We start from the raw sequence: 21255 nt of genomic DNA, 5'->3' as shown, positions 1-21255 counted from the left end.
CTTGTCTACTGCTCCTTTTCGGAAACCTCACCCTTGTCTTCATCTTCGTCATCGGAATCATCATTTTCATCTTTATTTACTGAATTATCTTGTTCTTGGTTCACATTATTTGAATTATCGTTGTCACCTTTATTTGTAGATTTATCATCATCTTGGTCGTTATTATCTGAGTTTTGATTTTGTTTTTTATCCACGGAATTGTCTTGTTTTTGTGAAGTATTATTAGAATCTTTGTTTTCCGTCTTACCTACTGAATTATCTTGGCTTTGTTGAACATTTTCTGATTTATCGTTGCCCACATCGCTTTGATCATTACTGTTATTACTATTTTCTTCGTGTGTATTGTTGTGGCTACCTGATGAATTATCGTTCTTAGAGTTGTCTTGTGAGTTATCTTGTTGGTAGTTGGAGTGAGTTTCTACTGAACTATTATCCTCTTTATCGCCACTGTCTACGTTGTTGCTATCAGTGTTATTGGTTTCTGTATTATTTGTCGTATTATATTCATTGTAAACATTGTGTGTTTCGTTACCACCATTGTTGCCGTTATCCGCTTGATCTTGGTCTTGATCACTTGTAGTTCCTACATCTTCTGAATTATCATTATTTGAGTTATTGTCTTTGTCGTCATTAGATTTCTTATCTTTATCATGTTGTTCTTTATCTGGGTCGTTTGATTTTTTATCAGAATCCTCGTGATTTTCTACATTTCCGCAGGCGCCTAAAAGTAGTGTCGAGGCTGCCACACCCATCAATAATTTCTTAAATTCCATACATATCTCCCTTTTTCTCTATAATCGATATATAGTCCATCAATTATATGGTAACAAAACATTTATATTGCCTACAAATTGATGATTATTATCTTTTATAGGCTGAAAAAGTGTGTGAATCACTATAGATTGAACGCCAAAAACCACTTCCACCCCAACATTATAGAAGAAACGTCACTTGCTCTTCTACCAATATCGAAATGAAAGTGGTACACATTTTAATTATTTCCGCTAAATTCAATAGTCAAGCTAGATTTCCCTGACTTTTACTCATCATCATCTTGATTCAACATCGCTACTACGTCGACAATCCCATCTTTACCACCAGCTACGTAATCCATCTCTTCGCCAAGCATTTGACCGTTAATGTAGCTGATAATCATAGGTAGGTTCATGCCAGCGTATAATTGGTATTTTGCGCCTTGCATGATAAGTTTCGACACAGTGTTAGCTGGAGTGCCGCCAAGTAAATCTGCAAAGACAACAACTTTGTCCGCTTCACCCGCAGCCGCTTTAAACTTCGTCTCAAAGTCTTCTGGACCTTCAGACGGCATCAACGCCACGGTTTCGATATTCTCTTGAGGTCCGAGTATCATCTCTACGCTGTCTTTAATCCCTTCACAGAACCCACCATGACTGATTAATATTAATTTCTCCATTTACGTTCACCTTCTAGCCTATATTTACAAAAAAGCCAGATACGCGAACCCTACAATAAAGTCCGCACACCCAGCCCTTTTACAGATTAAGGCTAACTTCACGAATTCTGCTAAATAATCCGTACACCTAACCTTTTATCCATCAAGGCCAAGCACACAAGTCTCCTCGTACGCCTCGCCTTTTACTCAAACTGCCTAACTCCTCGACGCGACGACGGAACCTAACTCCATCGTCTCGAGAAGTATCATCTCACAACAACTACCTCTCAACCTTAACCGTGCGTAATTACGCCAAGTGCGGATAACAAGACAGAAAGGATGAGCACGATGAAGATGGCACGTGTTGCGTTCATGTGCTTGCGACCGAGTAACCAGTACACGCCGAGTGTAATGGCAAGTGGTAATAATTTCGGTAAGATCATATCGACATTCTGTTGAATATTGACTGTAACTTTACCAATCGTTGGTGTCCATGCGAAGTTCACTTTAATAACTGTAGCTATCAGAGCGCCGACCATAAAGACCCCAAGCAATGTAGCAGCGTTCGTCAACGTTTCAAGACGATGTTGCATCGTTGTGATTAAGCTCACACCTTCTTTATAGGCATAACCGAGCTGTTTCCAACGAAAGATAACGACAGCGACCGACACGATGAGCCAGAGTAACGCGCCGAGCGGGTTACCTTGTTGTGCCATGTTACCAGCTAACGCACCCATAATCGTTGGGATAAGTGCAGCGAAGAGGGAGTCACCAACAGCAGCGAATGAACCCATGAGTCCGACTTTCATCCCTTTAACGGCCTCTTTAGACGCGATGCCTTGTTCTTCTTCCATCGCGATATCGATACCTGTGATAATCGTGTTGAAGAAGTTACTTGTATTGAAGAATTGTGCGTGTGTCTTCATCGCTTCTTTCAATTCTGGTGTATCATCGCCATAAATCTTACGTAATTGTGGCAAGATGTGATACAGATAACCGCTTCCTTGCATACGCTCGTAGTTCCAACCCCATTGGAAGAAGAGAAGGCTACGACGGTTGATTTGATTGAAGTCTTTCTTCGTTAATTGATACCCTGTTGTGCCAGTGTGACCGAGTGAAGTACCTGAACTTTGTGCTGTCTGATTCACATTTGAATTAGAGTTCGTCATCTTCTATCTCTCCTTCCGCATCGTGCTGTTGTGGCGTATTTTGTTGTGTTGATACAGCAGGTTGTTCTGCATGACGTTTGTAATCTAACGCAGCAAGCGCTAATCCAATCAACGCTACAGCTAACATTGGAATGTTAGATTCTGTGTATGCGAAGCTCTTTTTAATACCTGTAACAGCTGTACCAATCGTATTCATGTTGGTATAGATTGCGGTAAAAATCGCTGTGATCATAAACCCGAGAATAAAGTACGGGAAGTGTTTCTTGAGCGGAAGGTAACGCAAGAGAATCGCGAAACCGACTGCTGGTAAGACGGCACCAGCTGTAGTCAAACCATCGCCGAGCCATTTCAAATCTGTGTTGAGATAGTGAACGACAGGTTTAACAACACTCGCTCCAAACATCAAAGCAATCGCCACTGGAACGAGTCGTGATAATGCCCATGGTATCGCACCGTACAAGAAGTTACGCTCAATCGCTCTGTAATTCATGTTCTCAATGTGCTTGTCGATACGGTGTGCAAAGAACGTATTCGTCATACGTGCTAACACGTCCATCCACACCATTAAACTTGCGACTGGAATCGCGAGTGTAGATAATGCTTGTTGTGTATTCATGTGGAAGGCTACTGAGAATGCGACAGCAAGCACTGTACCTGAGTTCGCATCGATCTTAGACGCGCCACCAAATGTTCCTACACCGAGGATGACGAGCTGCATACTACCACCGATGATGAGTCCGGTCTTGAGGTCACCCATGATGAGACCTGCGATGAGGCCGGCAAATACCGGTTGGTTTAAGGTGTTAAACTGAATTTCATCTAGAATTTGGTATCCTGCATAGAGTGAAAGGAGCAGGATTTGCCACCATAATATTTCCATAAGCTATCGCCCCTTTGTCGTGTGATGTCTCATGGTAGTTGAGGCTGAATTTATGTCCGCCATCTTTAGTATCGCGATGGCTCAGTTCTTATGCCACGCAACATCACGCGTGAGTTAATCTTTATTATTTCCTGGGTAATTATTTCTTCAATAACGGCATAAACGCTTCTGCTTTGTTATTCGGTACCATTTGAGAGACAATGTCTACACCCTTCGCATCGAGCTCTTCGAAGACACGTACATCTTCGTCTGTGACATTGATTGAATTGGTAATCGAACGTGTGTCGTCTGATTGCGACATGTTACCGACGTTCAACGTACCGAAATCTACGCCATAGTCTAAGAGACGTAAGAAACGGTCAGGTTTACGTGCCACAATCATGAGTCGTTGTGAATCGTATTTACCGTTTTTAATATTTGTCGCCGCTTTCTCCACAGGTAAGACGCTGAGGCGAATTCCTGCAGGTGTTGCGAGTTTCAAACTTTGTTTCTCAACATCGTTCTGCGCCACTTCGTCATCGATGACCATGAAACGTGTAATGCCAAGTTTCATCCCCCAGAGGTTCGCCACTTGACCATGGATCAAACGACCGTCAATTCTGCTTGCAATGATTGCCATAAGACATTCTCCCTTTCATGTGTGTTATTTCTCGTGTGTGCAAATGCGTCAAATTTCAAGTTGGATATAGATGGTAAAATAATGTGTATGTTCGACGAGCGGATGTGTGATTTCGATTGTAATGTTGCGCCTTAATTGCATGTGCTACAACGCATTCACCTATGCTTCGCTTTCCGCGTCTTCCATTTCTTTAAAAACAGGCTTATCGCGTAATGTAATCGTCTCGGCATACTGCCCTTCTGTCTCGAAAATGATGATTTCATTCTGACCTTCACGTAACCAAGCTTGAGAAATGTACAGTGAAAGCGTAGGTCCCACTTGCCAATAACGACCGATGTTCACGCCATTGACGAGCACTACGCCTTTACCGAATGCACTCAAATCAATATAGGTATCTTTCGGTTCTTCAACAGTGAATTCAAAGCGGTGGAAGGTTGGCGTTCCTGTGATGTCCCTTTTACTCCAGTCAATATCAGGCACTTTCTCAAAATCTAACGCATATTGCTGATAACCTTGGACAAAGTGTAAGTCTTGCATCAAACCTTGATTCAAACCTTTACGCTGTGTTGGCGCCAAAAGTTTGTAACCGTAGTTCACGCGCCCTAGATTCTCGACTAGAATATCGACTTGCGCCGTCTCACTTTGATACATCACGTCGAACTTGTCACTCACTTCGTCATAGCACGTTGTTTGGACAAGTTGTTGGTCAAGGTAAATGTGTGCTCGATCTCGCGCTTCGACGAGACGTAATGCCTCTGTGTCGTTATCGCTCTTAATCGTAGTGCGATACAACGCGTAACCATAGCCGTCGCCGAATGCTTCCAGCGATTGCGGATACTGTGACGTTGTAACTGTCGCAATGTCATCTACAATTTCAAATAAACTCACTCGAGATTGAACTGAAATATCAGGAATTGACATATACGCACGATGTCGTGGTTCGTGCTGTTCAATATCAGGCACGAGTTCTTTCAAACACGCCTGTAACGCAAAGTACTTCTCACGCGGTTCGCCAGATTCATCGAGTGGCGCATCATAGTCATATGACGTCACTTGAGGCAAATCACGCATACCACGTGCAGAACAGCCATTCCAGAACGCATAGTTCGTGCCCCCTTGGAACATGTACAAGTTCAAGTGGCCATGTGTGAGCGCGTACCGAACTTCCTCCACTAAATCATCACTTTCGCGTTGGATAATCGGGTCACCCCAGCGGTTAAACCAACCGTCCCAGAACTCCGTGCACATGAGCGGTTGCGTCAAACCATGTTTTTGTTGAAAGCTTTTAAGATTAGTAAAATGTTCTTCCGTACGCGAACCGAAGTTACCTGTTACGACCACTTCTGAATCGTCTACAGATCCCGCTTCTAAACATTGTGACCAAGCACCGTCACTCGTGAAGAGAGGTACCGTCACTCCGTTGTCTCGCATCAGTTGCATGATTTGTCGAAGGTACGTTTTATCCTCACCAAAGGAACCATATTCATTCTCAATCTGCATCATGATAATAGGTCCATGTTCATCAATTTGGAGTGGTGTTAGAATTTTAAACAATTCATGATAGTAACGTGCGACTTTTTCAATAAATCCCTCATCACTCGAACGTAAACGTATATGTCGCTCATTCAACAACCAAGCGGGTAAGCCGCCAAAGTCCCATTCTGCACAGATGTAGGGTGAAGGACGTACGATGACATACAATCCTAGCGACTCAGCTAACTGAATAAAGGCTCCCACATCTTTCTCGCCTTGGAAATCGAACTCGCCTTCACGCATTTCGTGATAGTTCCACGGAATATACGTCTCCACTGTATTCATGCCTAGCGCTTTCAGGTTAAACAAACTGTGTTCCCAGTCTGCACGAGGGATGCGGAAGTAGTGAATGGCACCTGAACGAATTTGGAAAGGCTCTCCATCTAAATAGAACGTCTCGCCTACTGTGAATCGCGAAGTCATTTCATTATTTGATCGGCGTCGCATAACGCTCGTTCACCTCATTGAGTGCTTGTAAGTTGCGTAATCCTTCTTCTGCAATCCACTGACGCGCTGCTGCTTCGCCTTCTTTGACGAATGCTTCGGTCGCACCTTTCCATGTCGCACGACCACACAGTACGCCGTTGAATGTTGAGCCTGATTCTTTCGCGAAGGTTAATGTGCGTTGGAAGAGGTCTGCTGAGATGCCGCCACTTAGGAAAATGTACGGTAATGTTGTACTTTCCGCTTGTGCTTTGAAGTGTTCGGCTGCTTCTTCTTGAGTATAAACAGATTTTTCATCCCCTAATCCTTCCACAAAATTCATGTTTGTAGGCGTTTCAACTTTTAGTACATCTACTTTGTAACGTGGGTCGCTAAAGACTTTCATCGAACGAATGACTTTCGATGGACGCAATTTCGCATATTCTGCGCTCTTTTCATTCTGTAACTGGCTATCGTAAGTCAGAATTTCGAGTAAGAACGGCATGTGTTCCGCTTCGCACTCACTGCCGACACGCTCAACGAAAGCATGCTTGATGGCGTTCGTCTCCTCAGTGTCGTCCACGTCGTAATACAACAGGATCTTCACGGCATCAGCGCCCGCTTCTTTCAAGCGCTGTACGGACTGGTTTAACACTAAGCGAGGTAAACGTCGGTCGTCACCTTTGTCATAGCCTGTTTGTTCGTAAGATAGGATGAGACCTGCGTGTGCGTCACGACGTTCGGATGCCGGCAAACCGTATTCCGGGTCGAGCAAGATACTCGAACCATGCGGTGTGAGGATTTCAGATACGAGGCCTTTGAAGGCACTCATATTCTCGTCTGTAGCTTGGTCTTGTAGGAGGCGTTTCAAGGCACCTCGTTGGTCAATCGCGATTGCGGCGAAGATACCGCGTTCGTCTAGTAATGGGGTTAAATCTTTGTTTGTCATCTATACCATCTCCACTTGAATTTGTGTCGCAAAGTTTTCCACTTGCGCTATATTGATCTTTCCAGTTTCTTTCTGCAATGCGTTCGACATGCCGCATGCGAGTGCGTGTCGTATGAGTTGTTCAGGCTGTTGTTTAAAATGTGTCCTACCATACGCGATGCCTGCCACGGTTGAATCTCCTGACCCTACTGCGTTGATAGCTTCAATCGTTGGTACTGTTGCACGGTAGATATGATTGTCGAGTTTGATGATGGCGCCTCGTGCTCCTAACGTTAAGAAAACGTCGATACCTTTGAGTAATGTATGCGTTTTCATATGCTGGTAAAAATTTTTATCCGTATCTGGATGCTCGCCTACTAATTGCGCAAACTCATCTTCATTCGGCTTGATACAGTGAATCGGAAGACCACTGTCGAGTGCCGCCTTCAAATCATCAGCACGTGTATCGAGAATCGTGTAGTGGGCTTGGGCGGTAGAAAGTACCTCACGTAAATGTTCAAGTGCTGTAGCACCTTCGAATTGCGGCGAACTACCACTGATTGTCATGACCTCTGGATGTGCGTGAGCCTTCAACTGCTCGATATAACTCGCCTGTGCTGCCTGTGATATCACAGGACCCTTTTCCAACACCTCCGTTTGATGCTGGCCATCATTAATCGCTAAACATTGACGCGTCTCGTCTTCAATCATGACCGCAGACACCGGGATGTCTAAACACTCAAGTTGATCCGCGATCCAACGGCCATTTGCACCACCTAAATAGGCATACGCATGTAAGTCTGCACCGAGTTGCGCCAGCACCTTTGAAACATTGATGCCCTTGCCTCCTGGATTTTTAATCGTCTCAGTCGGACGGTGAACATCGCCTACATGAAAGTCGGGCACCGTATACGTGATGTCGACAGAAGGGTTAAAGGTATGTGTCACAATCGTCATAGCGCGCCCTTACCCTTCGTACTCATAAATCGTCACGCCTTTCACGACGCGGTTAATAAAGCCATCCGGACTCGGGTTGTCAGGGTTCAGACCGAAACTCACCGACTTCTTACTCGCCAAGAGCTGACCAAAGATGAGGTATGTCAACGCGAGTTCGAAATCATTGAAGTTCGCTACGAAATCTAGCTCCGTCCCAAACTCAGAATCTGACTCGTCACGACCGAGAATCAGAATATCGTAATCCGTTTGGCCATCCTCAATCTCGTGAATGAGATCCGTCTCATAACGACGGCGGTAAGCATCATTACTACGCAACATGATAAAGAGCGAATTGTCGTTCAGACCCGCTTTCGGACCGTGACGGAAACCGAGCGTCGTCTCACGTTGAATCTCGATGCGGCCACCTGTGAGCTCATTGAGTTTCAGCGCCACTTCACGCGTAAGCTCGCCGATGAGCCCCGTACCCACATAGAATACTTTACGGAATTGGTTATTTGACGCCACTTGGTTAACGACAATTTCAAGTTCTGTAAAATACTTCTCAATCGTCTCGTAAAAGTGGTCTGTGACTTGACCTCCAAAGAGTAGATAGGCTGCCAGTAGCATCGTTGAGAAACTCGACGTCATCGCAAGCGACTTGTCATTCGTCTCTTCAGGAAGCACGAAGCGGAAGACATTGTCCGCTTCATATTGCGCTAAGAATCCGTCCTTATTATTTGTGATAAAAATATGGAAGACGTGTGGAGTGATTTGATTCGCTAACTCCACTGTTCCTTTCGTCTCAGGACTGTTGCCTGAACGTGCGAAAGAAACCACGACGTAAACTTTGTTAGATTCGATGAAAGATTGAGGGTTCGTCACGAAATGCGTCGTCGAGACATTTTCAAACTCCCAATCTGGATGTAGCTGATTGATTTCTGATAGACGTAGCGTGTCGCCCACGTAAGCCGAAGAACCCGCACCAGTGAAGAGCACCTTGACTGGACGCCCGTCAGCATAGTTGTTCACACGTGTGACGAATGCGTCGAAATCGTGTTGGCGGTCAGCTACGATATCGCGCGTGCGACGCCACATCTCCGGTTGTTGCCGAATTTCTTTGTAAGTATGCGTTTCATGTAACATACCTTACACCTCCGAAATTGGTTATGTTGTCATAACCAGTTAATTTAGTAGAAATGACGAGTGCGTGTTGCGTTAAAGTCGCGACTCGTCTCAAGTTATGCGTAGTTGTGGGTGGTTTGGGGTTGGGGAAAATGCAACCTGCTAAAATTTAAATGTGGCGCGCATTTCCTATTAAATAAAAATTACCTCTACCATCTGCGAACAATCGAGAGCTACGCCTACTTCATTTAACAAAATCCCATTTACCATCGACTAAAAATCGAAAATGGTGTCTATGCCATTAAGCAAAAATGCACTATTTCCGATTCTGAATTAACTTCACCGTATATTTATAATCTTGCGCTTTGGCTACAGATTCCGTAAATTCGACAATACGATTATCGACATAGCTATGGCGCTCGATAAACATACACACGTCGTCCGGCTCCGTTTCTAAATACGTCGCCTCTGTCGCGGACATTTTACGAGAAGTTAACGTTTCATACGCATAATCGATTTCAATTTGATAGTAATCATGCAATGTCTCGTACAGTGAGTGCTGGTTGAAGTCAAAGCAATCGAGACCTTCACACATGTGGAGTGGCAAATACGTCGTCTCGTAAATCAGCGGTTTCTCATTTGAGAGACGTAAACGACGCAATTTATACACTTTCTGAAACTCCGTCAACTGCATATGTTGTTGCACATATGACGGCGGTTCAATCGCTTCAATACTGAGCATTATCGTGCGTGGCGTATCCCCATTTTTAACAATTTCGTCCTTGAAACTATAGAGATTATCCAACATCTGGTTATATTGATTGCCCAAGACGTAAGAACCGCGACCGTGCTCAGTGCGCAAATACTGATGCTCCTCCAGATGCTTCAACGCCTCACGTATCGTAATCCGACTCACATCATACTCGAGCGACAATTGCCGTTCAGAAGGGAGCTTCTCCCCCTCTTTGTATATTCGATTCTTGATCTTATCTTTGAGATCCTCAAACACTTGAAGATACAAAGGCATTTGCAAATTACTCATGATAACTCCTAACTGGTTATAACCACTTTTAGTTTATACTAGAAATTTTGATAAGTAAATAGATTTGTAAAAGGCTAACCTCTATTCCTGCGTCGATTATTACTTACTCTTAACTACCCGCACCTGCTGAGGATGCACTTTGACTTCGCTCAATATGCAAATTCATTATCGCTTGCGCATAAAGGGCAAGCCACAGTTCTGGTGGATAGTCTGTGGCGTTTCTCGTAATATGGATACGATGCTTTTCGCCACGTTTCTTCGTTACTTTATTTTTACCTAAATCGAAGAACGACCGCTTCGCCTCAAAGAACGTTTTGTCATTTTCTGTAATTTCAATTTCTGTGCTGAGATATGGATTAGAAAGTTCAAATTCGCGTTCGTCGATGAAGAGTTTATAGGCGAGCTGTTTCTTAAACCCTTTCTCTTTAAATGGTTTCTGCTTACGAAACACGCCAATCTTCTCGCCATCTAAATAGACATCGTATTTCGCATTATACATAAACCAATTTGCCCGCTTGAGCCAAACTTGATGATGTTCGGAGTTAATTACAGTCCCTTGATAACTTCCTCCTCCCATATAGTAAACCCAACGTTGAAATTTCGATTTAAACCATGGACTAAACGTTATTTCTTCAGAATCTGCATTATAAATCGTAATCGGATCATCTTTCCAAATCATGAGGGGTGTTTGGTAAAAATATTCACCTTCTCGCAAATTCAATTTTTGAATAACTTCTTTGTTATCAAGCTCTGTAGATTTTGATTTATTGAACATGTCTGCACGTCCTTTATTTAAATTTAGATCACTTACATTTTCTCAGTACCTAGCATAGTTTTGCTACGTTTTCTAAAATCTAGGGCCAGACATCGGTCCCATAGCAACGTTATTAAAGATTTTAAGTTCTTCTTCGCTATTCAAATTCGTTTGAACGTAGAGTGCAACTAATATTTCAATAGGTACAGGTAAATCATTGAGCGCTTTCTCTACTCTCAATTTTTGAGAAATCCCTCTTACCTGAATCGCATAGCGAATCTCATCTTGTTGACCCTTAAATGCAGTAATCAATTTATCGCGACCATGTGTTAATTGAGTCACTGTGCTTTCGTAACCTTTATCTAACTCAATCGTTTCATTATCTGTGATCAATTTATAGGCCATTTTACTAAAATACGCTTTCTCACGAATGAGTCGTTTCTTCCTATAAATTCCTACATATTGATTATCTACATAAACATGATATCTCACCCTTAACGAGAACGGATTTATGCGTTTCAGTTCCACTTTATGGTCTGCAGATGTGAGTTCAATACTCGTGAGCGGCCACCCTACATAGATATACAGCCAATTCTGGAACTTACTTTCCGTGTGAAGTTGAAAAGACATCTTAGGAGTGCCATGTACCGTAATCGTTTGATTGGCGAAAGCAAGTCTCGGCGCATGGTAATAATATTCGTTAGATGCTAAATCCAAAGCATATCCCTGCTCAGCTTTGTGATAATCATGCTTATAAATCTTGTACATTATTCCCCGGGAAATAAGAAAGACGATAAATACGATTCCAATCAAACCCCAGAGGGCAAGTCCGAACCACAGCGTTGGAGTGAGTAACGCTTGATTTGTGATTAAACGATAAAGTATGTAACCCACCATGGCTAAACTGCCGACGATGAGTAGTAGAAAAGTGCTTAATGTACGCAAGATTGTACCTCCGAATTGTGAATTTCACTTATCTCTAGCCTAGCATAAATTAAGAAATGAGTGAGAAGATATCTGAAATAAAAATCCCCTCACTATTTGAAATAATGAAGAGATTAAATCGGTAATTCTTATGAAATTGTTTTGCAGTTTTAGGATAGTCTTCTGTCTAAAATATTAATTTTCGCCTGCAGCAGCTTTTTCTTCTCTAACACGCTCAACGTAGTCTTCATAACTTTCATCTTGATCCGCATAGTTCCACCCAGCGCCACCGCCTCCAGCACCGCTTGCTTTTTGTTCAAGCGTTCGGTGGTCTAAAGCATATTGACTTTTTTGCGCTTCTCTATATTCTTCATAAGAAGGGTCACCTGGTTCCATCTCAAAGTCAGTATCTTTTGATTCTGTACCACTATTCTGTGACTCACTCTCTCCACCTTGAGATTGCGTTTCACTACCTTGAGAAGTATCAGCTGATTGGTCGCTGTCTCCCTCTTCTTTTAATCCAAATTTTTGATGATCATCTTGATGTTCCATCTCTGTATCTTCTTTAGCTGTTTTATGCGTTTTCTTATCATCTTGATGATCTTTCTTTGATGAATCTGTACTCTCCCCGCATGCACTTAGTGCTAATACTGAAATAAGTACGAGTGTAATTAAGTATTTTTTCATTTTCTCTACTCCTTAATTAAATTCAACTTATTATACCACTTTTTTAATATATTTAGTTACAATATTTTAAAGTTATTGAACAACATGAAAGTCACAGAAACTTCATTACTTTTACCTTAAAGAGCTGAAATTGTGAATAAAAGAGGGAATAGTAATAGTGAAGAAAGTAAGAGGGAGCGTGTTAATATGTTAGATTTAACAAATCAAGTAGCTTTAGTCACAGGTGGCGCGAATGGTATCGGTAAAGGGATTTCCGAATCACTCGCAGAAGCTGGTGCTAAAGTCATCATCGGCGACATAGACGAAGAACAAGGTCAGAAGACTGCAGAGGCGCTTAACGGTAAATTCTATAAAATGGATGTTACTGATAAACAAGCAGTTCAAGACATCGTAGATCAAATCGTTAAAGAGTTTGATAAAATTGATATTCTTGCTTCAAATACAGGCGTTTACCCACAAATTGAAATTGAAGATTTAACAGAAGAAGATTGGGATTATATTCAAAACATCAACTTAAAAGGTATGTTCTTCGTTACGCAAGCTGTTTTAAAAGAAATGAAAAAACAACAATATGGCCGTGTCATCATTACTTCTTCAGTAACTGGACCGATTACAGGTTATCCTGGATGGGCACATTATGGTGCGACGAAAGCGGGTCAACTCGGCTACATGCGTAGTGCTGCACTCGAATATGCGAAATATGGCATCACTGTCAACGCAGTACAGCCAGGCAATGTCCTCACAGCTGGACTTCAAGCTCAAGGTGAGGCCTATCTAGACGGCACACGTAAGATTATCCCAACGCACGAATTAGGTGAACCGGCTGATATTGGTTACGCGGTGGCATTCTTTGCTGCTAAGGAAGCGAAATTCATTACAGGTCAAAGTCTCGTCGTAGATGGCGGCCAACTTTTACCAGAAGAACCAGATGCGGTTAAAGATTAATCATATAATTAGAGTGAGTATGAACTGATTTTCTAAAGTTCTGCAGAGTTAGATTTTCTCACACATTTTAAAATACAGTTTCAGTACTTTCACATACCATTTCTCTACAAATGTTTAAAAGCTGTTAGCCTCCGCGCTAGCAGCTTTTCATTTTAGCCGACACGATATTTTGCAATTTGTGAAAATCTTTTTCTCTAATAATTTGTGAAAATTTTAACAAAGTAGTGAATTGAATGTCATTTCTTAGTAAAATAGAGATGTAAAGAAAGGAAGCGTTAACATGGGAGAAAATACAAAAACGAAAAATCAGAAACAGACTACATTTAAGCCACTATGGTTGATTATTAGTATCATCGCGCTCGTCGTGGTGTTGCTACTACCAACGCCAGATAGCTTACCATTTATGGCGAAAGGCGCACTCGCAATCTTACTCTTTGCGGTCATTCTGTGGGTCACTGAAGCTGTAACCTACCCCGTTTCATCAACAATGGTTGTGGCGCTCATCATCTTGCTCGTAGGGTTTAGCCCAGTCGGAGATTTAACCAAAGAGCTAGGCAATCCTCAAGCAAACGGTCATGTGTTAAAAGGCGACGACATCATGGGCACAGGCAACGCACTCAAACTAGCATTCAGCGGTTTCTCATCAAGTGCAGTCGCTTTGGTAGCAGCAGCTCTATTTTTAGCAACAGCAATGAAAATCACTAATTTGCATAAACGACTCGCACTTTTAGTATTATCTGTAGTAGGAAATAAAACGAAAAATATCGTGATTGGAACGATATTAGTTGCGATTGCGCTCGCATTCTTCGTTCCATCTGCAACAGCTCGTGCAGGTGCCGTCATCCCAATCCTGCTCGGAATGATTGCCGCATTTGGCGTTTCAAAGCAGAGTAAACTAGGCGGTTTGCTCGTCATGACAGCGGTTCAAGCTGTATCAATTTGGAACGTCGGTATTAAGACAGCGGCGGCTCAAAACATCGTGGCAATCAACTTTATCAATGCGAAACTCGGCGTCGACGTATCATGGGGTCAGTGGTTCTTGTACGCAGCACCATGGTCGATTATCATGTCCATCGCGCTTTACTTCATTATGTTAAAAGTCATGCCACCTGAGCAGAAAGAGATTTCTGGCGGTAAAGAGCTAGTCAAAAAACAATTAAATGAGTTAGGCCCAATTACTGGAAAAGAATGGCGACTCATCGTTATTTCTTTATTACTGCTCATTTTCTGGGCAACTGAAAAGATATTACATCCGATTGATTCATCATCCATTATCTTAATCGCATTAGCTATTATGTTAACGCCAAAAATTGGAATTATGTCTTGGAAAGAGGCAGAAAAACAAATTCCTTGGGGTACAGTCATCGTCTTCGGTGTCGGCATTTCACTCGGTAACGTATTACTACAAACTGGTGCAGCACAATGGCTCAGCGACAAGACGTTCGGTCTCATCGGTTTAGACAACTATCCAATTGTAGTAACAATTGCGCTCATTTCATTATTCAACATTCTTATTCACTTAGGTTTCGCCAGTGCAACAAGCTTGGCATCCGCGTTGATTCCAGTGTTTATCTCACTCACTTCAACGCTACATCTCGGCGATCAATCCATCGGTTTCGTCTTGATCCAACAATTCGTCATCAGCTTTGGATTCTTGCTTCCAGTAAGTTCGCCACAAGCGATGTTGGCTTACGGTACTGAAACCTTTACAGTTAAGGATTTCTTAAAAACAGGTCTACCTATCACAGTATTAGGTTACATTTTAGTGGTAGTCTTCAGTTTCACTTATTGGCACTGGTTAGGCCTCGTTTAATCCATTTCTGCATAAAAAAGAGTGAGATGATGTCGTCATCTCACTCCTATACGGGCGATCGAAAGTTAGGCGCTTTCATCGTCCTTTTTTAATTTATTGACCCGTAACAGTATCTCCTAATATAGGTTCTGTACCATTGCTAAATCTTATTTTTAGAGATTCACATGAATTCAAACAAGGTCGATTCATAACTTGAAAATGAATGTGAGGTTCTGAAGAATTACCAGAATTTCCACATTGCCCTAGTAACTCTCCTCTTTGAACTTCCTCGCCAAGTGTTTTCACTATTGAATGTTGTTTGAAATGCGCAATAAAGCTATACTCATCATTTCTATGCTTGATGACGACATAATTTCCTCCAAGTTGATCGGCATTCATCGTTCCTACTTCATTATCCTGCACTTCATTCTCCACATCTATAATCGTACCGTCAGCAGGCGCGACCACATCTTTATTAAATGCATAGAAATTCTCATTAGAATTAGGATTATTAACATAACCCATCCCATTTTTATCCACAAATAGATCGTAAGCATAGCGCTGATTCTTATAAACGTGATGATAATTTAATAATTCATTATCTCCGCCCCAGAACACCGTCCATTGATCATTTATCGGCATAGTATACTCAAGATTTGTTTCTTTAGCCTCTTCTGTAGATTCAAACATCTTAAATAATAGTCCTACAATTACCGCTTCAGAATTGATGTCCACTCTTATTCCCCCACGACTATTGGCGTCTAACCATATGTAACGCTTTCCACCATTCCAATCCATCTCTCGATATAGAACATGATTAAATTGATAACTGTTATACTGTTTCAAGATCTTTTTCACATTTCTCTTCTTCAACTTTTTCTTAAAAGGCTTACTCAATTGTTTATAAACTGATTTGTAGTTATTCTGCTCAATATCGTTCAAGATTTCATATTTCAAAATACTCACCTATCTATTGAAAACTTTCGTATCAAGCATTTTATCATAAAGATAAAAAAACCCCCCTCACTACTGCAATAGTGAAGAGGCTTAATCATAGCAGGCAACTGCTTAAGCAAAATCATAGTGGCAGTCATCAATAACCCTTATCGACCAGAGAGTAATATAGTTGTCGTCAATATCTCCAGTAGTCAACTAAGACATCAAGAAGAGGTGTCTCATCATGATAGAGCTTAATATATAATAACCCAAATCCTTAGTGGTTTTGTGATTGCGATTTACACAATCATTAAAAATTGAAATTACTCATCAAAATTTCTAGGTCAATAACTATGATATTCTGAAAGCGATCACTTGCTATAATAGTATTTCTATCTAAATTCATTATACACCATCGTTTAAAAAATGTATAGTATAAACACTATCTAAACCAAAATATTTATAACTGAACCCGAGAAATAATCACTAGAACAAGCATTAAATAGAAGTTAAATACACTAGTTCTCACTATTTCTCAATATTGGTAGTACACCTCTATATATAAATTGTATTTCTGTTAATTTTTATAATTATAATTCATATAAGTTATTCTAATATTAATTACTTGGTATAATATAGAGGTCGTCTGTTCTTCAGACGTTAATTACGACGTATGAAGGAGGTGCATTACAATGCTAATCGTGATATCAAACATCATAGCACAAGTCCTAAGCGGCTTGGTTGTTGCGATTTTTACTTATTGGCTTAGTAAACGCGACAATAATAGTAACAGACGTCAATAAAGCCAGCACGAAAAAATCCCCTCACTACCGTCATAGTGAGGGGATTTGTGCATTACAATGCATAACCGTGTTTATAAGTACATTCTACCACTAAACACTAAAAGATTGCAAAGTTTATCTATACTTATTCCCCCTCTTCGCAACCTTCAGGATAAATTTCTATACTACAATCTACTTCATTAACAATAAAGAACTCCTTACTACACCACATAGTAAGGAGTAATAGTGATTATGCCTCAACCATTAGTGGTTGGGTCATTGCGATATTTACGCAATGGCTACCTAATCACAATGATAAAAATAGACGACGTTAGCCACCACATAAAAAACCCCCAGTACTATTAAACTAGTGAAAGGTTTGGTGTGGTTACTTTTGAACTTTATGTTCATATATTATTATACACTATCGTTTAAAAAATGTATAGTATAAACATCCTCCAAACCACAATATTTATAACTGAAACTGAGAAATAATCATTAGAACAAGCATTAAATATAAGTTAAGTCCACTAGTTCTCACTATTTCTAAATATTCATGGGGCACTTCTATATACAAATTCTATTTCTTTTTTATAATTCTAAGTCATATAAGTTATTCTAATATTAATTACTTGGTATAATATAGGAGTCGTCTGACTCCAGACGTCAATTAAGACGTGGGGAGGAGGTGTATGAATCATGACTCTTTTGCTAGTAAACTTAATATCGCCAGTTATAACTGGATGTATTGTTGCGCTTTTTACCCACTGGTTAGGTAAACGCGACAAGAAAAATAACAGACGATGATAACCAGCACGAAAAATCCCCTCACTACTGGCATAGTGAGGGGATTTGTGCATAAACTGACTCTTTTGCTTACACAATGATTATACCACTAATATTTATTTGATTGCAAAGTTTACCCACACTTTCAATTCAATAATATACTAGTATCGTCCACCGCTTCTTAAATCAACTTTCTTTATACAACTCCTGCTTACCCCTTAGTTTTAATACTCTTCACTTAATGCTACACTCAAGACACAAAATTATTAAAAGGTGAAATGATTAAATGAAATATTTTAGAATTGTTGCATTTATTTTATCCCTATTCCCACTAGAGTTTATCGGCATGATGACTGACTATCAAACGGGTTCACCGATTGGCTATATTCCATATCTCATCGCTGTTTTCTTAATTAACATTGCTCTTTTTAATGGTAAACTTAAAACGTGGCTCAGTATATTCGTAAGTCGAGTTATTGGCATCTTCGTTTCTTGGATTTGTGTGCAGCTTTTCTTCGATATTTATGAAACGGCAGGTTATTTTAAACCTTTTACCGCTAATAGTTTCGCCATCGTCCTCGGCATTATTCAATTTATCTTAATCTTACTCATAACTTTTGTTATTTTTGCTTTCTTTCCATGTAAAACTCAATAGGTTAAAATGTACCACTTTTACTCAACCACATACTTGGTGCTTTAAATAAATTCAATTACTACTAATAAAGTCATTTCAATAAATTTAATTTCATCTATTTTCCAATTCACACATATAGTAGAATGAAATTATGTAAGACAATAATTTAATGAGGTGACTTTATGAATCGTATTACGAAATATGTATCGGCTGTTGCACTCGCGGGGGCTGTAACGGTATCTACTCCACTCACTACTCAAGCGTCTGGCGGCGGATCGCAACAAACGGCGCCAAGTCACAGTACGCAAACTCAAACGCCTGCGAGTCAAACTGATCTCGGTGTTCAGAACTATATGGCGGTGTCATGGTATCAGAACTCGGCTGAAGCGAAAGCGTTATATGCGCAAGGCTATAATACTGCGAAGGCGAATTTGGATCGCGAAATTAAGAATAATAAAGGTAAGAAAAAGTTGGCGATTGCTCTCGATATTGACGAAACAGTATTAGACAATTCTCCTTATCAAGGCTATGCTTCTTTAAATAATAAGTCTCACCCTGATGGTTGGCACGAGTGGGTTGAATCTGCTCAAGCGAAACCGGTGTATGGTGCGAAAGATTTCTTGAATTATGCTGATAAAAAAGGTGTCGACATTTATTACATATCTGATAGAGATCAAGATAAAGACTTTAAGCCGACTCAAGAGAATTTGAAGAATCAAGGTCTTCCACAAGCAGATAAAGAACATATTATGTTAAAAGGTAAAAACGAAAAAGACAAATCTGCGCGTCGTGATAAAGTGCGCCAAGACCATAAATTAATCATGTTATTCGGTGATAACTTGCTTGATTTCGATAATCCGAAAGAAGCTACGAAAGAATCACGCGACGAGTTCCTTGATGCGCATGCGAAAGATTTTGGTAAGAAGTATATCATCTTCCCTAACCCAATGTACGGCAGCTGGGAAACTACTGTTTACGGTAACCAACATGGTTTAAGTAACGAACAGAAAGATCAGTTGCGTAAACAATCTATCAAGTACTTTGATCCTCAAACTTCTGAAGTTAAACATAACTAATACTTAAAAAATGCACGATCTGGAATGCTGACCAGATTGTGCATTTCTCATATAGGAGCTAGGTACTTACAGCCTTTATTTAACCTTACAAATTTACGGCAGAATCTTACATTTTCGAAAGCTATGCATTTTAAAAAGCGAAAAACGTTGCCTCCTGTAAGAAGACAACGCTACATAGCTAAGCTGACTGTTTCTGACTCAACACAAGTGATACAAAAACAATCACAATTCCAATTATTGCGTTCACTGACAGATGTTCATGTAAGAAAATGAGGCCTAACAATAATCCAACTACTGGCACCATATAGTTCGCTAAAGATGCGAAAATGGGACTGTATAAGTTAACAAGTGTGTTGTAGATGACATATGCAAGCGCGGAGTGGACAATTCCGAGAATAATTAAACTTACCCACTGTCCTCCGTCGAAATCGAAAGTAAATGCGTGCGGAACGATGATGAGTAATATTAGCAACATCCCACTCGCTATATAGAGTACGTTTCTCATGTGGTGTAGTGGCGCCGGATCTTTCAAACGCTGCATCAATACGAGTGAAATGGCGAAACAAAATGTCGCACTGACGAGTAAGACGAGTGACAGGATAGAGTCATAGTCAAAGTGTTGCGGATCCCATGAAATGAAGACGACCCCAATAAAACCAAGTATGATCGCTATAGTTTCGAATAAATTAAGTTTCTTCGATGTCGCGATAAACATGATGAGTAACGTGAAGACTGGCATAAGTGCCATAATCACGGAACTAATACCACTTGAAACGTGGCGTTGGCCTTGTGCGATAAAGATAAAGGGCAACACAACTTCAAATAATGCGATAAATATGTATAACAACCATTGCTTTCTGTAATTCCCTTTCTGCATCAATAGCGTGACAATAGTTAAGAAAATGCCGCCAAGTATCGCTTTACCAAACGCGATGAATGTCGCACTGGCATCATGAGCGATGACTGCAGTAAATAAGAATTGTGAACCCCAAATTAAACTTAACAAAGCGAGCAAGCCGAATTTCTTCACAAAACCGCTCCTTTTCTTGAAAGATTTCTTCGTACTACTATCACTTTATCTAATCATCACATCAACCGTAAATAGAACTGTTTAGCTGTTCCTTGCAAAAAACTTAGATCACGCTCCCACCAAAACGTACTAAAAAGACGAGCCAAGAAGTACCACCATCTACTTCTCGACCCGCCACAATTATTATTTCCGCCGTTCCAACCTAGTATTAATGACCTAACATCGAAGGTAAAAAAGGTGCTGCGAACATGAGATGCTTCGCGAAACGCATAATCGCGAGTGCAGCTAGCACAAGAATAACTAGGAAGCCGACCGTCTTGTATTTCTTTTTCTCAGGCTCTTCCTCTTTGGATTCTTTACCATCTAAATACGCTAATAATTCTGCCTCAATTTCTTTATCGATGTCGGATTTCTCTTCATCTTTCTTCGTATCTGCCTCGTCATCCTGCTTTGACGAAGTTCGCTCGCTATTTTTACTATTATTAGACGTCGGGCTGTCTTCTTTTCTACTTTCTGTTGAACCTTGTTTTAAATCATCTGTCGAAACCTCGTTTACTTCAACTATTTGATCTGATTGCGATGCATGTTCAGTTTGGCTTTCTACTGCCTGTTTCTCTATCGTCTTTTTATTCACGCTTAACACCTCTGTTTGTCTGGAATCGTCGTGTTGTCCACTACTTATCTTCAATTATACTATGAACACGCCTGTCCGAGTAGTGATTCATCTACCTTATTCGTGAGCCGTTCCTTCCTATAGTAAAAGGCAGGACGGAATCCATCTCTTGAATTCTCGTCCCGCCTCATTGGAATTGTTCTTTATCTTATTGTTAACTTCTCTACTGAATG

Annotated in this window: 22 protein-coding genes; 6 read left to right on the top strand and 16 right to left on the bottom strand. The window is 40.8% G+C overall.

Features of this window, described 5'->3' with window-relative positions; genetic code table 11:
* Positions 1 to 5: 5 nt before the first annotated feature.
* The 13 genes from HMPREF2802_RS10595 to HMPREF2802_RS10535 form a co-directional block, all read right to left on the bottom strand.
* Positions 6 to 773, bottom strand: coding sequence for a hypothetical protein (locus HMPREF2802_RS10595; protein ID WP_070504429.1), 768 nt, complete (start codon positions 771 to 773; stop codon positions 6 to 8).
* 266 nt (positions 774 to 1039) lie between these two features.
* Entirely contained in the window at positions 1040 to 1432 is a 393-nt protein-coding gene (locus HMPREF2802_RS10590; RefSeq protein WP_070504426.1) for a PTS sugar transporter subunit IIA, read from the bottom strand.
* Between the two features lie 272 nt (positions 1433 to 1704).
* The gene (locus HMPREF2802_RS10585; RefSeq protein WP_083307636.1) at positions 1705 to 2580 is read right to left on the bottom strand and encodes a PTS system mannose/fructose/sorbose family transporter subunit IID; all 876 of its coding nucleotides are present in this window, start codon (positions 2578 to 2580) and stop codon (positions 1705 to 1707) included.
* Entirely contained in the window at positions 2567 to 3460 is an 894-nt protein-coding gene (locus HMPREF2802_RS10580; protein WP_070504423.1) for a PTS mannose/fructose/sorbose/N-acetylgalactosamine transporter subunit IIC, read from the bottom strand. The genes HMPREF2802_RS10585 and HMPREF2802_RS10580 overlap by 14 nt, the downstream gene beginning before the upstream one ends.
* A 139-nt stretch (positions 3461 to 3599) precedes the next feature.
* Positions 3600 to 4079, bottom strand: coding sequence for a PTS sugar transporter subunit IIB (locus HMPREF2802_RS10575; RefSeq protein WP_049407475.1), 480 nt, complete (start codon positions 4077 to 4079; stop codon positions 3600 to 3602).
* Between the two features lie 159 nt (positions 4080 to 4238).
* Positions 4239 to 6059 (bottom strand): glycoside hydrolase family 35 protein, encoded by a 1821-nt coding sequence (locus HMPREF2802_RS10570; RefSeq protein ID WP_242249951.1) that lies wholly within the window; start codon positions 6057 to 6059, stop codon positions 4239 to 4241.
* Complete coding sequence (locus HMPREF2802_RS10565) at positions 6040 to 6984, bottom strand: tagatose 1,6-diphosphate aldolase (RefSeq protein ID WP_070504420.1); 945 nt, start codon at positions 6982 to 6984, stop codon at positions 6040 to 6042. The genes HMPREF2802_RS10570 and HMPREF2802_RS10565 overlap by 20 nt, the downstream gene beginning before the upstream one ends.
* Positions 6985 to 7920: a 1-phosphofructokinase family hexose kinase gene (locus HMPREF2802_RS10560; RefSeq protein ID WP_070504417.1), complete on the bottom strand. Its 936-nt coding sequence runs from the start codon at positions 7918 to 7920 to the stop codon at positions 6985 to 6987.
* Between the two features lie 9 nt (positions 7921 to 7929).
* On the bottom strand, positions 7930 to 9042 hold the full coding sequence (locus HMPREF2802_RS10555) for an SIS domain-containing protein (protein ID WP_070504414.1): 1113 nt from the start codon (positions 9040 to 9042) through the stop codon (positions 7930 to 7932).
* A 295-nt stretch (positions 9043 to 9337) separates the two neighbouring features.
* The gene (locus HMPREF2802_RS10550; RefSeq protein WP_070504411.1) at positions 9338 to 10063 is read right to left on the bottom strand and encodes a GntR family transcriptional regulator; all 726 of its coding nucleotides are present in this window, start codon (positions 10061 to 10063) and stop codon (positions 9338 to 9340) included.
* A 109-nt stretch (positions 10064 to 10172) separates the two neighbouring features.
* Complete coding sequence (locus HMPREF2802_RS10545; RefSeq protein ID WP_070504409.1) at positions 10173 to 10838, bottom strand: hypothetical protein; 666 nt, start codon at positions 10836 to 10838, stop codon at positions 10173 to 10175.
* 72 nt (positions 10839 to 10910) lie between these two features.
* Positions 10911 to 11762 carry a hypothetical protein gene (locus HMPREF2802_RS10540; RefSeq protein ID WP_070504406.1) on the bottom strand — a complete coding sequence of 284 codons (852 nt, stop codon included), beginning with the start codon at positions 11760 to 11762 and terminating at the stop codon, positions 10911 to 10913.
* Between the two features lie 174 nt (positions 11763 to 11936).
* Positions 11937 to 12428, bottom strand: coding sequence for a hypothetical protein (locus HMPREF2802_RS10535; protein ID WP_070504401.1), 492 nt, complete (start codon positions 12426 to 12428; stop codon positions 11937 to 11939).
* A gap of 186 nt (positions 12429 to 12614) precedes the next feature.
* Between HMPREF2802_RS10535 and HMPREF2802_RS10530 the strand changes: the two genes are divergently transcribed.
* Both HMPREF2802_RS10530 and HMPREF2802_RS10525 read left to right on the top strand, forming a co-directional pair.
* On the top strand, positions 12615 to 13373 hold the full coding sequence (locus tag HMPREF2802_RS10530) for an SDR family NAD(P)-dependent oxidoreductase (RefSeq protein ID WP_002470944.1): 759 nt from the start codon (positions 12615 to 12617) through the stop codon (positions 13371 to 13373).
* A gap of 280 nt (positions 13374 to 13653) precedes the next feature.
* On the top strand, positions 13654 to 15186 hold the full coding sequence (locus HMPREF2802_RS10525; RefSeq protein WP_070504399.1) for an SLC13 family permease: 1533 nt from the start codon (positions 13654 to 13656) through the stop codon (positions 15184 to 15186).
* Positions 15187 to 15279: 93 nt separating this feature from the next.
* On the opposite strand, the gene HMPREF2802_RS10520 is transcribed toward HMPREF2802_RS10525, so the two are convergent.
* Positions 15280 to 16122, bottom strand: coding sequence for a M23 family metallopeptidase (locus tag HMPREF2802_RS10520; RefSeq protein ID WP_083307635.1), 843 nt, complete (start codon positions 16120 to 16122; stop codon positions 15280 to 15282).
* Between the two features lie 671 nt (positions 16123 to 16793).
* Between HMPREF2802_RS10520 and HMPREF2802_RS12495 the strand changes: the two genes are divergently transcribed.
* The 4 genes from HMPREF2802_RS12495 (at position 16794) to HMPREF2802_RS10510 (ending at position 19379) form a co-directional block, all read left to right on the top strand.
* A complete protein-coding gene (locus tag HMPREF2802_RS12495) occupies positions 16794 to 16904 on the top strand; it encodes a type I toxin-antitoxin system Fst family toxin (protein ID WP_141746396.1) in 111 nt (36 codons plus the stop codon).
* Between the two features lie 678 nt (positions 16905 to 17582).
* The gene (locus HMPREF2802_RS12045; RefSeq protein WP_141746395.1) at positions 17583 to 17690 is read left to right on the top strand and encodes a type I toxin-antitoxin system Fst family toxin; all 108 of its coding nucleotides are present in this window, start codon (positions 17583 to 17585) and stop codon (positions 17688 to 17690) included.
* 265 nt (positions 17691 to 17955) lie between these two features.
* On the top strand, positions 17956 to 18324 hold the full coding sequence (locus HMPREF2802_RS10515; protein ID WP_070504394.1) for a hypothetical protein: 369 nt from the start codon (positions 17956 to 17958) through the stop codon (positions 18322 to 18324).
* Between the two features lie 161 nt (positions 18325 to 18485).
* A complete protein-coding gene (locus HMPREF2802_RS10510) occupies positions 18486 to 19379 on the top strand; it encodes a 5'-nucleotidase, lipoprotein e(P4) family (protein WP_070504391.1) in 894 nt (297 codons plus the stop codon).
* 178 nt (positions 19380 to 19557) lie between these two features.
* Here HMPREF2802_RS10510 and HMPREF2802_RS10505 read toward each other — a convergent pair whose 3' ends face one another.
* Positions 19558 to 20409, bottom strand: a complete 852-nt coding sequence (locus HMPREF2802_RS10505; RefSeq protein ID WP_070504389.1) for a DMT family transporter — start codon at positions 20407 to 20409, stop codon at positions 19558 to 19560.
* Positions 20410 to 20617: 208 nt separating this feature from the next.
* Positions 20618 to 21043 carry a hypothetical protein gene (locus tag HMPREF2802_RS11930; protein ID WP_083307634.1) on the bottom strand — a complete coding sequence of 142 codons (426 nt, stop codon included), beginning with the start codon at positions 21041 to 21043 and terminating at the stop codon, positions 20618 to 20620.
* Positions 21044 to 21255: the final 212 nt, after the last annotated feature.

This window comes from Staphylococcus sp. HMSC071G07, assembly GCF_001811435.1.
In the GTDB taxonomy this organism is placed as follows: Bacteria; Bacillota; Bacilli; order Staphylococcales; family Staphylococcaceae; genus Staphylococcus; species Staphylococcus pettenkoferi.
Note: the sequence above shows the minus strand (reverse complement) of the source record. Positions and strands in the feature narration are given on the sequence as shown.